This is a genomic window from Streptomyces canus, from assembly GCF_001514145.1.
Taxonomy (GTDB): Bacteria; Actinomycetota; Actinomycetes; order Streptomycetales; family Streptomycetaceae; genus Streptomyces; species Streptomyces canus.
Genome location: NZ_KQ948657.1, coordinates 339,677 through 354,002, shown reverse-complemented (window position 1 = coordinate 354,002; position 14,326 = coordinate 339,677). Strand labels below are relative to the sequence as shown.

Sequence of the window (14,326 nt, the reverse complement as noted above, 5' to 3'; positions counted from 1 at the left end):
GGACCTGTTCCGCTACGCGGCACAGGTCCGCTTGAGGGTTCCGTGGCTTCCTGTTTCTTCGCGCTGTGCCAGAACGGGTTCTGGTCTTACCGGCGCTCCGCAGGCTGATGCCGCCAGTCCGGCGGCCTGTCTCACGTTGATCGCGGCGTTGTGGTCGCGGTCGTGGAGGGTGTTGCAGGCGGGGCAGGTCCATTCCCGTACGTGCAGGGGTTCGGGCCCGTCGCGGTGGCCGCAGGTGGAGCACGTCTGACTGGTGGGCTCGAACCGGCCGATCTTGACGAAGGTCCGCCCGTACCGCTGCGCCTTGTATTCGAGGTGGTCACGAACTGTGCCCAGCCCGCGTCGTGCACGCTCTTGGCCAGCCGGGTGCGTGCAAGTCCGGATACCGCCAGGTCCTCCACCGCGACCGCTTGGTTGTCGCGGATCAGCTGGGTGGAGAGCTGGTGGTGGAACTCCTTGCGCGCGTCCGCCACGCCCGCGTGGGCGCGGGCGGCCTTCAGCCGTGCTTTGGCCCGGTTCTTCGATCCCTTCTGTTTGCGGGACAGTTCCCGCTGGGCTTTCTTCAGCTTCTTCTCCGCGCGGCGCAGAAACCGCGGGCTGTCGATCTTCGGGCCGTCGGAGAGAACCGCGATGGGGGTACCCCCTCTGGGGGAGGGTGAGCCCCAGGTCGATGCCGACCCCACTGCCCGGCTCCGGCGCATCCCAGCGCGCCCGGTCCGTGGCGGAGTCGGTGTCGATGACGAACGAGGCGAAGTACCTGCCCGCCGCATCCAGGATCACCGTCACACTGGAGGGCACGGCGGGCAGGACCCGAGACCACTTCACCCTCACGGCACCGATCCTCGGCAGTGACAGCCGCCCACCGCTGGCACCCATCCGCTTCCCCTTGCGCTCCCCTTTGAGGGAGGCGAAGAAGTTCTTGTACGCGGCCTCCACATCCCGCAAAGACTGCTGCAGCACCACCGAGGAGACCTCGCCCAGCCAGCAGCGCTCGACCGTGTGCCGAGCCTGGGTGATCAGCCGTTTCGACAGCTCGGCCGCGTTCGGGAACGGCAGGCCCGCGGTGCGGGCGTCCTCCCGGGCCCGTACCGCATCGTTGAACACCACCCGCGCACACCCGAACGCCCTGGCCAACGCGGTGCGTTGACCGGGCTCCGGGTACAGACGGAAGGCGTACCGAAGCTGCATTCGGTGATCGTGCGAACGCACACCATTCGATGTCGCCGGGAACATTCGTTCCCCGCATCACCCTTATGTCCACAGTGTCCGGCTCCGCCGGAACGACTCCGCGACGCGGTCACGAGATTCGCTTTACCGCCGGGCTGAAGCCCGATGCATGGGGAATGAGACTCGGTAGCCCCATGTAGGCGTCCGGTAACGATGTAGGGGCCGGCTGTGTCGGGCACAGGATCGTCGACCATACTGCCCGCTGTGGAGCAGCGCATAGGTTCGAGCAGCCAGCCCCTGGAAGGCGCCGGATTCGACCCGGCTTTCATCCCCGGGCTCACCTCACCCGTGTCCGGCGAGGCGGAGGACGCAGGGCCCGGGGACGCCAAGCCCGAGGAGGCGGTCGAGGAGGCCGGCGCCGACGAGCCCACGCCCACGGCGGAGGAGCCCGACGACGCCGGCGAGGAGGAGGCCCCCGACGGCCCCGTCTTCGAGGCCTCCGACCGGCGTGCGAAGTTCATCGCCGACCACCAGGGCATACGGCTCTCCCTCGACGACCAGGCCTGCGAGTTCCGCTGGGACGAGATCGGCGCGATCGAGACGGAGACGCCACGGTTCGGGAAGCGGTTCACCATCACGGTGCACACCCCCGACCGACGCTGGTACCCGATCGAGATCGAGGCCGAGTCGAGGGCGCGGTTCGCCGAGTGGGACGAGCGGCTGGACGCGGTCATGGACAAGTACTTCGAGGACGAAACCCCGGAGACGAAGGAAGAGGAGCCCGAGGAGTCCGATTAGGGGCTCCTAGCAGTACTGCGCCTGCTTCCCGATCGACCGGTACATGCAGTCCGAGTTCTCCAGGAGCTGCAGCACCGCGTCCCGGTTCCGCGAGGTCTCCCGCTCGATCACCTCGTCGGGGGGATAGAACCCCCCACCGGAACTCGACGACGGATACATCTCGAAGGTGTACGAGAAGATCTTGTGCGTGCCCCAGAGGTAGTCGTCGATCGACCCGTCGGTGATGTACAGGTCGCTCGCCTGCTCCGCCGTGTACCCGTTGCTCGCGGCCATCTTCTGCCCGACCGTCTTGAACACGGCGTTGTCGTCCGCCGTCATCCCGGTCGCCGTGTCGGAGTACGTGTACCCGTAGGGCCACAGCACCAGTTCGCTGTACGTGTGGAAGTCGATGTTCGACTTGATCTGCTGGACCCCGCCGACCACCCGGCTGCGCACGAAGTCGGCCACGACCTTGACCTCCGGCGCCGACTCGGCGGCCGTACCCCGGTAGGTCTCGGAGGACGTCGATCCGGACGAACCGCCGCAGCAGCCCCAGCGGTAGGCCCAGTTGCGGTTGAGGTCGGTGCCGACGGCCGAGGAACCGGAGTTGGGCTGCCGGTTCTTGCGCCACGAGCGGTAGGAGCCGGTGGCGATGTCGTACTCGCCGCCGTCCGGGTTGAGGTCGGGGACGATCCAGATCTCACGGTTGTTCACCATGTTTGTCACCCGTGAGTCGCTCCCGTAGCCCGCGCCGAGTTCGCGCAGCAGATACAGGGCCATCTCCACCGTGAGGTGCTCGCGGGCGTGCTGGTGGTGGGTGAACAGCACCTCGGGCTCGGCCTCGTCGGTCGCCACGTTGTCGCTGATCTTGATGGCGACGATGTCCCGGCCCTGGTACGACCTGCCGATGACCCGCTTGCTCATGATGTTCGGGTAGGCGGCGAGGCGCTGGTCGATCTCGGCGTTCGTCTCGGCGTAGTTGTGGTAGCGCGAGTCGGCCGACGGGAAGTCGTACAGCCGGACCTCGTCCTCGGCGATCCGGTCCGGAACCGCGCCCAACGCGGAGACCTGATAGCCGAGTTGGCGCAGTCTCTTGATCTGGTCCGCGCGCCCGGAGATCACGACGGTCTCCTCGTCGGCCTCGTCGACGGTCACCCCGGTCTGCTGGATCGCCGTACGGGTCAGGGGCGTTGTGTGCTGGTGGATCTCGTACTGCCGGACGTCCTCGGCGCTCGCCGCCGCCTTCGGGGCGCTGTCGGCGTTCGCGGAGAGCGGGGCCGCGAGGGCGAGGGCCAGAACGGCGGCGAGGGCGGCGTAGCGGGTGCCGCCGCGGGCGCCGGAACCGCGTATGCGAAGTCGCATGAAGTCTCCTTGGTTCTCCGGGGTTTCCGGGATCTCCGGAAGTGGGGGAGTGGAGCGGGGGGTGGTTCAGCGACGTGCTGCCGGTGCGGGTGTGCCGCTCATCGTCTGCTTGTGACATGGTCAGGTCAAGAGCGAATAAAGACGCGATGGCGTGAACTGTGCGTCGGCTGTGGGTTCTTGGCGTTCCGCGAAGGCCGCGCAGTGTACGCGGACCGGTGCGCCACGGCGTGATCCCCGGGGAAGTGCACCCGCGGGTGTGAGCCGCGGATGCATATATGTGAGGGCCGGGAGCACAGTGGGATCTCCGACCACACTTCGGAGGGCTGGCTGATCATGGGCGGATCAGCGCCTCGGCGGGCCGGACACCTGCCGGTCGAGACGACCAGTTTCGTCGACCGGCGCGGTGAACAGGCCGCGGGCCGCGAACTGCTCAGCCGCGCCCGCCTGGTCACGCTGACCGGCCCCGGCGGCGTCGGCAAGACCCGCCTCGCCGCACGCATCGCGGCCCGCGCGGAGCGCACGTTCCCCGACGGCGTCCGCTTCGTCCACCTGGCAGGCCTGCGCGATCCCGAGCTGGTCCCGCTCGCCGTCGCCGACGCGCTCGGCCTCCACGACCACTCCGCCGGGCCGCCGGCGGACGCCCTCGTCGCCCATGTACGGGACCGCAAGGTGCTGTTGGTCCTCGACAACTGCGAACACCTGCTGCGCGCCTGCGCCCGGCTCGCGGCGGCGCTGCTGAGCGGCACCACGGGAGTGCGCATCCTCGCGACCAGCCGGCACCGGCTCGGTCTCACCGAGGAGAACCTCCTCGACGTACGACCGCTGCCGGTGCCCGATCCGGACGGCGACCTGTCCGCGGCCGACGGATATCCGGCGCTGGCCCTCTTCGCCGACCGCGCGGCCGCGGTCGTCCCCGGCTTCGTGCTGACCGCCGGCAACCGGGCCGCCGTCACCCGCCTCTGCCGACGCCTCGACGGACTTCCCCTCGCCATCGAGCTCGCCGCGGTGCGCATGCGCGTGCTCGGGGTGGAACAGCTCCTGGAACGCCTCGACGACCGCTACCGCCTCCTCACCTCCGGCAGCCCGGCGGCCCTCCCACGCCACCGGACCCTGCGGGCCGCGGTCGACTGGAGTCACGAACTGTGCACCGCACGGGAACAGCTGGTCTGGGCCCGCCTCGCGGTCCCGGCCGGCGGCTTCGACCTCGAGACGGCGGAGGCGGTCTGCGCGGACGGCGACCTCGTCCACGGCCCCGACGTACTCGACGCGATCGCCGGCCTCGTCGACAAGTCCGTGCTGTCCCGGGAGCCGGGGCCGGACGGGGTGCGGTACCGGCTCCTGGACACGTTGCGGCACTACGGCATGGAGAGGCTGCGCGGGACGGCGGGCGAGGAACTCGCCACCCGGCGCCGGCACCGGGACTGGATGCTGCGGCGGGCCACCGCCTGCGAACAGGCCTGGTTCGGTCCCGGCCAGCGGGAGATCGTCGCCCGGCTCCGCGCGGACCAGGACAACCTGCGGGCCGCACTGGACTTCAGCCTGCGGGGTGCGGGCGGGGCGACCCTCGCGCCGGGCCCCGGAGAGGCCTTTGGCGCGGGTGCCCCGGGCACAGCGTCCGTCATGGCCGCGGGCCGCGAGGGTGTCCCGCCGACCCCCGCCGACGCCCTCGCCGGGCTGCGGCTCGCCGGGACCCTCTGGTTCTACTGGCATGCCTGCGGGGCTCCCCGCGAGGGCCGTTACTGGGCCGAGCGGGCCCTGGAGGCGAATCCGGAGCCGACGTCCGAGCGGGCCCGCGGGCTGTGGGTGGCCGGGCTGCTGGCCGGGTGTCCTGAGGACCTGACCAGGGGACTGCGCCGCGCCGAGGAAGCCCGGGAACTGGCCCGCGGTCTCGGGGACGCCGCCGAAGCCGCCCACGCCGAGTACGTCATCGGTGTCATCCGGCTTTTCGCCGACGACCTCCCCGGCGCGCTGGCCCACTTCGAGGCCGGTGTCGCCCGCGGACCCGTCCCCGGCCAGCACCTCAGCCTCGTCGGCCTCGACCAGGTCGAACTCGCCTGCGCCCTCGGCTTCCTGGGCCACGCCGACCGGGCCGTCGAGGTCTGCGAGAAGACCCTGCGGCTCTGCGACGAGCACGGTGAGGAATGGGTCCGCTCCTACGCCCTGCGCATGCTCGCCCTCGCCCACACCGTGAAACAGGACTGGCCCCGCGCCGAGCAGTACGCCCGCGAGGCACTCCGGCTCAAACTCGCCGTCAACGACCTCATCGGCCTCGCCCTCACGCTGGACCTCACGGCGCGGATCGCGACGGAGCGCTCCGCGCACGAGCGGGCGGCCGTTCTCCTCGGCGGGGCCGACCGGGCCTGGGCCGCCGTCGACCAGGGGCGGTGGGGTTGCGAGGCACTCAACTCCTTGCGGCGGGAGACGGAGAGCCGGGCGGGGCGTGCCCTGGGCGCGGGTGCGTTCACCGCCGCGTACGACCGGGGCGCGTCCCTCACCCTCGCCGAACTCGTCGGGCACGCCCTCCAGGAGCCGGGCCTTCCCGACGTCACGCCCCCCGCACCGGACAGGCCCCAGGTCCGCCTCACCCCCCGGGAGGCCCAGGTCGCCGAACTCGTCGCCGAAGGCCTCGCCAACCAGCAGATCGCCGACCGCCTGGTCATCGCCCGCCGCACCGCCGAGGGCCACGTCGAAAGGATCCTCAACAAGCTCGGCTTCCACACGAGAACGCAGATCGCGACCTGGGTCACGGCCCAGCGGTGACCGAACACCCCTCCCACCCGAAGGATCCCCCCATGAGCACCCCCTTCGACCACCGCATGTCCGTCCACTCCACCGACGACGAATTCCTCGCCAACGCCCTCCCGTTCCTCGCGGAGGCGTTCGACACCCCCGGAGAACCCGCACCCGCGGCCATCGCCGCCCCCCACCACCTCGCCCTCCTCCGGGACAGCCTCGGCACGGACGCCCGGCACGTCACCCTCATCGACCACACCGACTGGTACACCGGCTCCGCCGCGAACGCGGTCGCGCAGGGCGCCGGGTACCTCGCGGCGCATGCCGGGGCCGGCGGCCGTATCCACCTGCTCATGGAACCCGTCTGGAACGGCAGGGCCGGCCGTTCGCCCCGCGAGACCACGGAGTGGATCCGCTACGAGGCCCTCGCCAACCTCCTCTTCGCGCCGCTCGCCACCACCGCGCTGTGCGCCTACGACGTCCGCACCGCGGGCCCCGCGATCATCGACGCGGCCCGGCGGGCGCACCCCGACACGGGCGTGTACGAGGAGCCCGTACGCCTGGTCGCCGAGCTGAACGCCGTACCCCTGGCGCCGCCCCCGCCGGACGCGGAGCTCCTCACCGACCTGGCCGCCGACGCCGTACGGCTCGGGGTACAGGCGCGTGGTCTCGCGCCCGCCGACGCGGAACTGTTCGCGATGGCCGTCACCGAGGCGGCGCAGGCCGTGGGGCAGCGGGCCGGTACCGCGCTGCTGTGGGGGCAGGACACGCACTGTGTCTGCGAACTCCGCTCGGAGCACCGCGTGGACGACCCCCTCGCCGGATTCGTCCCGCCGGACACCACCGACCTGGAATCCGGCCAGGGGCTCTGGTACGCGCGCCAGGTGTGTGCGTACGTCGACGTACGCGACGACCGGGACGGGTCGACCGTACGACTGCAGTACGCGTAGTCGTACAGATGTGGTGCAGGTATGGAATCAGGTAGTACTCCCCGTGTGCCCCGCCCCCGCAGGGGCCACCCTGTGAACATGCTGCGACTCTCCGGGGGACGCCTGCCGGATCCCGACCCTCGTTACGCCGCCTACCCCCAACCTCCCCTGGGAGCAGGTCACTTGAGTGTCGAGTACGACCCCCGCCCGTCCGCTGTACGCGAGGCCCGGGCCGAGGTCCGAAGACAGCTGGAGGGGTGGGGGCTCGCGGAGCGGGACGACCTGGCGGACACCGCCGAACTCCTCGTGAGCGAACTGGCCACCAACGCCCTGCTGCACTCGGCCGGCCGCTTCACCCTCACCCTGTCCGCCGCGCACGGACTGCTGCGCTGCGAGGTCGCCGACTCCGGCCGGCGCGTCCCGCAGGTACTCGACGCCGGGGTCTCGGAGAGCGGCCGCGGGATGTTCCTGGTGGAGGCGCTCGCGCGGCGCTGGGGGTGGCACGAGCACGGGCCGGGCAAGACGGTCTGGTTCGAACTGGGTACCTGCGGGGGCGCCGGATGTGGCGGACGCCCCCCGGGCGACCTCTGACTTCCTTCACCGCACGCCCTCTTGCCGCGTCGAGATCTTTAGGGTTTCTTGACCTTCATGGCGGACACCACGGACAACACAGTGACCGGTGAGGCGAACTCCGTACCGCGCAAGTCCAGTTGGCGGTACATCGGCCCGGGTATCGTCGTCGCCGCGACCGGCGTCGGCGCCGGAGACCTCGTCGCCACACTCATCGCGGGCAGCAACTTCGGCTACACCCTGCTGTGGGCCGCGGTCATCGGCTGTCTGGTCAAGATCTCCCTCGCGGAGGCGGCGGGCCGCTGGCATCTGTCCACCGGCAGCACCCTGTTCGACGGCTGGGCGAGCCTGGGCCGCTGGACCACCTGGTTCTTCGCCGTGTACGTGGTGATCTGGGGCTTCGTGTACGGGGCGGCGGCGATGTCGTCGAGTGCGCTGCCGCTCCAGGCCCTGTTCCCCGACGTGATGGACCTCGAATGGTGGGCCATCGCCTGCGGTCTGGTCGGCCTGGTCTTCGTCTGGTTCAACAAGTACGCGGTGTTCGAGAAGGTCATGACGATCCTGGTGGGCGTCATGTTCGTGGTCACGGTGTACCTGGCGATCAGGGTCACCCCGAACCTGCCGGACGCCTTCGCGGGCCTGCTCCCCGTCCTGCCCGACGAGAAGGACTCGATCCTCAACACCCTCGGTCTGATCGGCGGCGTCGGCGGCACGATCACACTCGCGGCGTACGGCTACTGGGTCAACGCCAAGGGGTGGACCAACACCGGCTGGATGAAGGTGATGCGCCTCGACAACCGGGTCGCCTACATCACCACCGGCATCTTCGTCGTCGCCATGCTCTTCGTCGGCGCGGAACTGCTGCACAGCGCCAGTGTGGCGATCGCGAGCGGCGACAAGGGGCTCGTCCAGCTGAGCGACATCCTGGAGGACGAGTACGGGTCGGCGACCGCCAAGTTCTTCCTGATCGGCTTCTTCGCCACGTCCTTCACCTCGCTGATCGGCGTCTGGCACGGGGTGAGTCTGATGTTCGCGGACTTCGTGGCCCGCTACCGCGGCCGCGAGACCGCGCAGGCCTCAGGCCAGGAGGTCGCGTCCGGCTCGCGCGAGCGCTCCTGGCCCTTCCGGGCGTATCTGCTCTGGCTGACGTTCCCGCCGATGGTCCTGCTCTTCCAGGGCCAGCCCTTCCGCCTGGTCATCATCTACGGCGTACTCGGCGCGGCCTTCCTCCCCTTCCTGGCCGGCACGCTGATGTGGCTGCTGAACACCTCCCGCACGCCCAGGGAGTGGCGCAACGGGCCCCTGAGCAACGCGATGCTGGCGATCGCCGGACTGCTGTTCCTGGTCCTGTGCGTGAAGCAGATCTGGGACCAGCCGTGGTCGGAGTTCTTCTAACTGCCGCTCCACCACCGGGCGTCGAGCGCCATCTTCCGCATCTGGGCGATGGTCAGCGCGGGGGTCTCACGGGTGGCGGGCTCGTTCTGGGTGCCGGCGTTGAAAGCGCTGATCACCACGCGCCTGCCGTCGGCGCGCATGGTGTCCACGGTCCACATGACCTGGTCGCCCCTGTCCCCGGGGCCCTGGCTGACGGCGACCCGGGTGCCGTCGGGCAGTGTCTCGGAGCTCGAGCCGAAGAGGTCATCGGCCGCGTCCAGCATGTCGGGCTGCACATTGACCTGGACCATGCTCCTGCCCTTGCCGTCGTCGACCACGGCGTAGGCGTAGTCGCCCTCGTCGCTGCTCTTGTCGGTCACCTTCAGGCCCTTCGGCAGCAGGGCCAGCAGGTCGGTGCGGGCGTGCAGGTCGGAGCCGGGGAGCTCCGGCTCGGGGAGGGGCGCGGGGAGAGCGTTCGCGACCGCGCGCCACTCCTTCGCCGCCGCCAGCCGCGTCAACTGAGCCGGGTCCAGCGGGGGATCGGTCCGGGTGACGGGCTTGTCCTTCTCGGCGGCCGCGTTCCACTCGCTCACGGTGATGTGCTGCCCGGTCGGGGTGACCAGCTCGGCGGACCAGAGCTTGGTGTCCACCCGGCGGTCGGGATACTCGTACCCCTGGAGCACGGTGACCACGGAGCCGTCGGCGAGCCGACTCGTCTTGCAGGCGTCGTACGGGACGAACACCCGGTCGGGGCACTGGGCCGCCTGCCGGGCCTCCGTACCGCCGGGCTGCACCCGGCCCACGGCGACCCCGATGGCCGCGGCGCCGTCGCCGTCGTCGAAGACGAGCCCGGCGGACGGCGCGGGCACCTTCCGGTCGTCGGCCGACTCGGTGCCCTGCCCGCGCTCCTCGCTGAAGTCGCCCTTGGGCAACAGGTGCTTGAGGGTCTCGATCATCTGCTCGTCGGTCGCGTGCGTGGCCGTGACGCTCGGCTTCGGCTTGGCGGAGGCCGTCGCGGACGACGGCACCGCCTCGGTCGCCGTACCGCCCGGACGCAGGACCAGCACCCCGCCCACGCAGGCGAGCACGACGCCCGCGGTGCCCCCGGCGACAGCGGCCCGCCGCACGAACCGCGTGCGTCGGCCCCGCGCCTCGCCGCGTGCGGCGAGGGCCGTGCGGTCGGTGTCGAACCCGCCGCCGGTCTCGTGCAGGGCCGCGGCGAGCCGCTCCTCGAAGGGGTCCTCGTGCTGGTCTGCGAACATGGGGAAGCCACCGTTCCGGATCGGTCGGACGAAAGGGAAGTCAGGGGGCCGGTCAGGGCCGGGCGTAGGCGCCGATGTCCTCGCCGAGGAGCCCGCGCAGCTGCTTGAGGGCTCGGGTGCAGCGCGTGCGGACGGCCGCCGCGCTGGCGTTGAGGACACCGGCGGTCTCCTCGATGGAGCGGTCCTCCCAGTAGCGCAGGACGACCACGGCCCGATCCTTGGCGGGCAGCCGGGCGAGGGCGTCGAGCAGCGTCAGCCGCAGGGGCGTGTCGACACCGGCGGCGGCCACCTCCGGCAGGACGTCGGTCGCGCGCTCTCTGCTGCTGCGGCGGCGCTGATGGGTCAGGAACACCCGGACCAGGACGGTCTGCGCGTACGCCGCGGGGTTGCCGACGAGGGAGATCCGGCTCCAGCGGACGTAGATCCGCCCGAGCGCCTCCTGCACCAGGTCCTCCGCGAGATGCGTGTCACCCGCGGTCAGCAGACACGCCGAGCGGTACAGGTGTCCGGCCCGGGCAGCGGCGAACTCCGCGTACTCGTCCGCGCGGGCCTTTCTCATGTGTTCCCTCCTGGTGCTGCGCCCGGCTGTGTGAGAGGTCCTCACTTCACTGACGCTGTGGGGTGGGGAGAATGTTTCACATGAACCGGAAGCAGTCCGCGACGCCAGGGGACGGATGCCGATGACCACCCCGCCACCGCCCCACGGCAACCCGCCCCAGCCGTACGGCGCCCCGCCGGGCTTCGGCCCGCCACCGCCCCCGTCGGCGTTCGCCCCTCAGCCGCCTCAAGAGGCGCCCGAGGGGCCGGAGTTCATGGCCGTCGACCGGCACAACTCCGTCGTCGTCGACTCCGCGGGCGTCGCCTTCGAGGACCACGGGCACTCCGCCGAGTTCCCCTGGCACGAGATCCGCAGCGTCCACTACAAGGCCGGACCGGGCGGCAAGACCCTGATGATGGCCGTCATCCACCTCGACGGCCGCTTCTACGAGTGCGTCGTCGACGCGAAGAGCCGGGACACCCTGGGCCAGTGGTTCGCCCAGCTGGCACCGGTCCTCGGGTACTACCGGCCATTGGCGTGACGGCTGCCTCCGCGGTCCCGTCCGCCTCGGCGCCCGCTTCTCGCTGGTTCGCGACACACGGGCGCCGATCGATCCGACGGTGACGAGCAACGCGGTCGACCCGTGCACTCCGCCCTGGTCACGCTCCGCGGCACGGGTGCGCAGGAGCTGCGACTGACGATCAGGGAGACGGGCCAACGGCTACGGCAACCCGTGCACGTGCGGTCCCACGGTGTTGGACCACGCGTTGCCCGCCGCCGCGTCCCAGTTGGTCGACCAGGTCATGGCGCCGCGCAGGTCCGGGTAGGTCCTCGACGGCTTGAAGGAGCCGCACCCCGTGCCCTTCGTCAGGCAGTCCAGGGCGTTGTTCACCACGGAGGGCGAGACATAGCCGCTGCCCGCCCCGCTCGTGGACGCCGGCAGGCCCAGCCCCACCTGGGACGGGGACAGTCCGCCCTCCAGCTGGATGCACGCCAGGGCGGTCAGGAAGTCCACCGAGCCCTGGGAGTAGACCTTGCCGTCGCAGCCCAGCATCGAACCGCTGTTGTAGTACTGCATGTTGACGACCGTGAGGATGTCCTTCACGTTCAGCGCGGTCTGGAAGTACGCGTTGGACGTCGACTGCATGTCGATGGTCTGGGGTGCCATCGTGAGGATCAGCCCCGGCCCCGCCTTTGCCGACAGCGATCGCAACGCCTGTGACATATAGGTCGCGTTGAGACCGTTCTCCAGATCGATGTCGACCCCGTCGAAGCCATACGTCTGCATCAGCGCGTACACCGAGTTCGCGAAGTTCGCCGCCGACGTCGGGTCGCTCACCGAGACCGTGCCGTTCTGGCCGCCCACGGAGATGACGACCTTCTTCCCGGCCGCCTGCTTCGCCTTGATGTCCGCCTTGAACTGGTCGACCGTGTACCCGCCGAGCCCGGCCGAGTCCAGGGTGAAGGTCACGGCGCCCGGAGTCGTCGTGGCGTCCGCAAACGCGACCGCGATGATGTCGTACTGCGACTGCACCGCCGACAGCTTCTGGACCGTCGCCCCGTTGTTGAAGTTCTGCCAGTACCCGGTGACCGCGTGCTTCGGCAGCGCGCTGCCCCCGTCGCCCGGGGAAGCGGTCGTCGTCCCCGTCACCGCGCCCGACTTCACGGACTCACCCGCCGAGTTCACCGCCGTGACCTGGAAGCTGTACGACGTCGACGCGGCCAGTCCGGTCACGGTCGCCGACGTCCCGGTCACCGCCGTGATCTTCGTACCGTTCCGGTAGACGTGGTAGCCCGTCGCGCCCGACACCGCGTTCCAGGACAGGGAGACGGACGACGAGGACGTGCCGGAGACCGCCAGGCCGGCCGGTGCCGCCGGGACCGTAGGGTCGGGATCGCCCCCGCCGCCCCCGTCCGGGCCGTACACCGACACGTCGTCCGCGAGATACGCGGCCTGTCCGTACCAGCCGTGCGTGTACACCGTCACCGAGGTCGTCGAGGCGCCCGTCGTGAAGGTGGTCGTCAGCTGCTTCCAGGACGCGGTGTCAGGGGTCCAGGTCGACACGTCCGTCGTGCCGGTGCCGGTCGCGCCCAGGTAGGCGTAGCCGCCCTGCACCCAGGCGCTCAGCGTGTACGTCGCGTTCGGCTTCACGGCCACCGTCTGGACGCACTTGGCGTTGTCCTGCCCGGCCGGCGTCGCCTTCAGCGCGGCCGAGCCCCCGTGCACGGGGGAGGAGACGGTCGTACCGCTGCTCGCCGAACAGGTCCAGTTGGTCAGGCCGGACTCGAAGCCGGCGTTCTTGGCGTTGTTGACGTCCGCGGCGGACGCGGGGCCCGCGACTCCGAGGGCGAGGGCCAGAGTGACGGTTGTTGTCCAGAGCCGTTTTCTGCTGAGTATGGGCATGACAAGAGAGTTGGTCCAGACCAATCGCACTGTCAAGGATGTCGTCAGGATGAGTACGCAACCGGCCTTTCTCCGGCCCGCGCACGTGGCAAGTGCGCCCCATCTGGGCAGTAATCGCCCGCTTTTGATCCCTCGCGCGGGCCAGGAAGTCACAGAATCGCTGTTCTCCGGCCATAGAGCCGTGGTTACAGTGCTCAGGTAGTCACGCAGTGAAGTCGACCGGGTGCGCCGGAGTGATCCGTCGGACCCACGGGCATGGGATACGGGGAGCTGCGCGTGCCAACTGCCATCGCCGTGACCGGTGCCGACATGGCGCTGCCGGCGCAGGACGAGCGGACTCTGCCCGCCGTCGTGCTCGACGGCCTCGGCCGGCAGCCGCTCGACCACTCGCTCGCCGCCCTCCAGACGCTGATCGACCAGCACGGCCATGTGATCGTCGTGTACTCCCAGGCCGTGCCCCCGGCGGTGGACCAGCGGCTGCGCACCGTGCGGTCCCTCCTGGAGAGCGACCGGATCGCCCTGTTCCGGCCCGATCTGCCACCCCTCGGGATCGCCGTCCTCGCCCGCCAGTTGAGACAGCTCGCCTCCTGCGACCTCAGCCCGGGCGTCCTCGCCTCGGCCGGCCGGCTGCTCACCCACTACCTCCACGCGGGCGCCCTCCTCGGCTCGGTGGCCAAGCTCGACCGGGTCCCCGTCGGCCTGAAGTCGCACGCCAAGTCCTGGGTGCCGGGCAGCCAGTTCGCCGTGCTCGCCCACCCCCAGCCACAGCTCGTCAAAATCACCCCGGACGCCACGCTCGCCGGTCCGGAGTTCGCCACCTCGATGCTGGTCGCCCGCGGTCAGCTCCAGTCCGACTGGGTCTCCGGGGCGCTGGCCAAGTCCTGGCGGATCCAGGGGCTGCGCGAGAGCCCGCTGCCCGCCGAGTCCGCCGAGTGGTGGGGCACCGGCAAGCTGATCGAGTTCTGCAGCTTCCTGCCCGACCTGTCCGTCCTTTACCAACTGGTCACCTCGGTACGGCAGAACATCTGTCACTGGTGCGGTATCGACGTCATCGGTGACCGCTGCGTGTTCTGTTCGGCCACCGCACCCGTGACACCCGTTCCCCAGCAGCAACAGCAGCGACAGCACCAACTGCCCGCCGGGTGAGCCGTACCGGATCGCCCCCGTCCCCGATTCCGCTCGACCGAGCCCCCCAACGAGGTTGTACGGT

11 protein-coding genes and 1 pseudogene are annotated in these 14,326 nt (G+C 70.4%); 7 read left to right on the top strand and 5 right to left on the bottom strand.

Annotated elements, in window-relative coordinates; all coding sequences use genetic code 11:
- Nucleotides 1-12: 12 nt before the first annotated feature.
- Nucleotides 13-1,188, bottom strand: a pseudogene (locus tag AQJ46_RS51815) (RNA-guided endonuclease InsQ/TnpB family protein).
- A gap of 243 nt (nucleotides 1,189-1,431) precedes the next feature.
- On the opposite strand from AQJ46_RS51815, the gene AQJ46_RS06435 reads away from it, so the two are divergent.
- On the top strand, nucleotides 1,432-1,965 hold the full coding sequence (locus AQJ46_RS06435; protein ID WP_059204671.1) for a hypothetical protein: 534 nt from the start codon (nucleotides 1,432-1,434) through the stop codon (nucleotides 1,963-1,965).
- 6 nt (nucleotides 1,966-1,971) lie between these two features.
- Here the strand turns inward: AQJ46_RS06435 and AQJ46_RS06430 are convergent, their stop codons facing one another.
- Nucleotides 1,972-3,306, bottom strand: coding sequence for a M14 family metallopeptidase (locus AQJ46_RS06430; RefSeq protein WP_059204670.1), 1,335 nt, complete (start codon nucleotides 3,304-3,306; stop codon nucleotides 1,972-1,974).
- A 333-nt stretch (nucleotides 3,307-3,639) separates the two neighbouring features.
- Here AQJ46_RS06430 and AQJ46_RS06425 point away from each other — a divergent pair, with 333 nt between their 5' ends.
- The 4 genes from AQJ46_RS06425 to AQJ46_RS06410 all read left to right on the top strand — a co-directional run bounded on the left by AQJ46_RS06425 (nucleotide 3,640) and on the right by AQJ46_RS06410 (nucleotide 8,933).
- A complete protein-coding gene (locus AQJ46_RS06425) occupies nucleotides 3,640-6,066 on the top strand; it encodes an ATP-binding protein (RefSeq protein ID WP_059204669.1) in 2,427 nt (808 codons plus the stop codon).
- 32 nt (nucleotides 6,067-6,098) lie between these two features.
- Nucleotides 6,099-6,989 (top strand): MEDS domain-containing protein, encoded by an 891-nt coding sequence (locus AQJ46_RS06420; protein ID WP_059204668.1) that lies wholly within the window; start codon nucleotides 6,099-6,101, stop codon nucleotides 6,987-6,989.
- A 162-nt stretch (nucleotides 6,990-7,151) separates the two neighbouring features.
- Nucleotides 7,152-7,559 carry an ATP-binding protein gene (locus tag AQJ46_RS06415; RefSeq protein ID WP_059204667.1) on the top strand — a complete coding sequence of 136 codons (408 nt, stop codon included), beginning with the start codon at nucleotides 7,152-7,154 and terminating at the stop codon, nucleotides 7,557-7,559.
- A gap of 57 nt (nucleotides 7,560-7,616) precedes the next feature.
- Complete coding sequence (locus tag AQJ46_RS06410) at nucleotides 7,617-8,933, top strand: Nramp family divalent metal transporter (RefSeq protein WP_059204666.1); 1,317 nt, start codon at nucleotides 7,617-7,619, stop codon at nucleotides 8,931-8,933.
- On the opposite strand, the gene AQJ46_RS06405 is transcribed toward AQJ46_RS06410, so the two are convergent.
- On the bottom strand, nucleotides 8,930-10,174 hold the full coding sequence (locus AQJ46_RS06405; protein ID WP_059204665.1) for a hypothetical protein: 1,245 nt from the start codon (nucleotides 10,172-10,174) through the stop codon (nucleotides 8,930-8,932). The genes AQJ46_RS06410 and AQJ46_RS06405 overlap by 4 nt on opposite strands.
- Before the next feature lie 52 nt (nucleotides 10,175-10,226).
- The gene (locus tag AQJ46_RS06400) at nucleotides 10,227-10,733 is read right to left on the bottom strand and encodes a SigE family RNA polymerase sigma factor (RefSeq protein WP_057609946.1); all 507 of its coding nucleotides are present in this window, start codon (nucleotides 10,731-10,733) and stop codon (nucleotides 10,227-10,229) included.
- A gap of 121 nt (nucleotides 10,734-10,854) precedes the next feature.
- Here AQJ46_RS06400 and AQJ46_RS06395 point away from each other — a divergent pair, with 121 nt between their 5' ends.
- The gene (locus AQJ46_RS06395) at nucleotides 10,855-11,253 is read left to right on the top strand and encodes a hypothetical protein (RefSeq protein WP_059205125.1); all 399 of its coding nucleotides are present in this window, start codon (nucleotides 10,855-10,857) and stop codon (nucleotides 11,251-11,253) included.
- Between the two features lie 180 nt (nucleotides 11,254-11,433).
- On the opposite strand, the gene AQJ46_RS06390 is transcribed toward AQJ46_RS06395, so the two are convergent.
- A complete protein-coding gene (locus AQJ46_RS06390) occupies nucleotides 11,434-13,116 on the bottom strand; it encodes a chitinase (RefSeq protein WP_059204664.1) in 1,683 nt (560 codons plus the stop codon).
- 255 nt (nucleotides 13,117-13,371) lie between these two features.
- Between AQJ46_RS06390 and AQJ46_RS06385 the strand changes: the two genes are divergently transcribed.
- On the top strand, nucleotides 13,372-14,262 hold the full coding sequence (locus AQJ46_RS06385) for a hypothetical protein (RefSeq protein ID WP_059204663.1): 891 nt from the start codon (nucleotides 13,372-13,374) through the stop codon (nucleotides 14,260-14,262).
- The last annotated feature ends 64 nt before the right edge of the window (nucleotides 14,263-14,326 follow it).

What these genes read in the sequence shown, in the direction of transcription:
- AQJ46_RS06425 (WP_059204669.1), top strand. Translation starts at nt 3,640, where the DNA reads ATGGGCGGATCAGCGCCTCGGCGGGCCGGACACCTGCCGGTCGAGACG.
- AQJ46_RS06390 (WP_059204664.1), bottom strand. Translation starts at nt 13,116, where the DNA reads ATGCCCATACTCAGCAGAAAACGGCTCTGGACAACAACCGTCACTCTG.
- AQJ46_RS06395 (WP_059205125.1), top strand. Translation starts at nt 10,855, where the DNA reads ATGACCACCCCGCCACCGCCCCACGGCAACCCGCCCCAGCCGTACGGC.
- AQJ46_RS06430 (WP_059204670.1), bottom strand. Translation starts at nt 3,306, where the DNA reads ATGCGACTTCGCATACGCGGTTCCGGCGCCCGCGGCGGCACCCGCTAC.
- AQJ46_RS06420 (WP_059204668.1), top strand. Translation starts at nt 6,099, where the DNA reads ATGAGCACCCCCTTCGACCACCGCATGTCCGTCCACTCCACCGACGAC.
- AQJ46_RS06385 (WP_059204663.1), top strand. Translation starts at nt 13,372, where the DNA reads ATGGGATACGGGGAGCTGCGCGTGCCAACTGCCATCGCCGTGACCGGT.
- AQJ46_RS06405 (WP_059204665.1), bottom strand. Translation starts at nt 10,174, where the DNA reads ATGTTCGCAGACCAGCACGAGGACCCCTTCGAGGAGCGGCTCGCCGCG.
- AQJ46_RS06400 (WP_057609946.1), bottom strand. Translation starts at nt 10,733, where the DNA reads ATGAGAAAGGCCCGCGCGGACGAGTACGCGGAGTTCGCCGCTGCCCGG.
- AQJ46_RS06410 (WP_059204666.1), top strand. Translation starts at nt 7,617, where the DNA reads ATGGCGGACACCACGGACAACACAGTGACCGGTGAGGCGAACTCCGTA.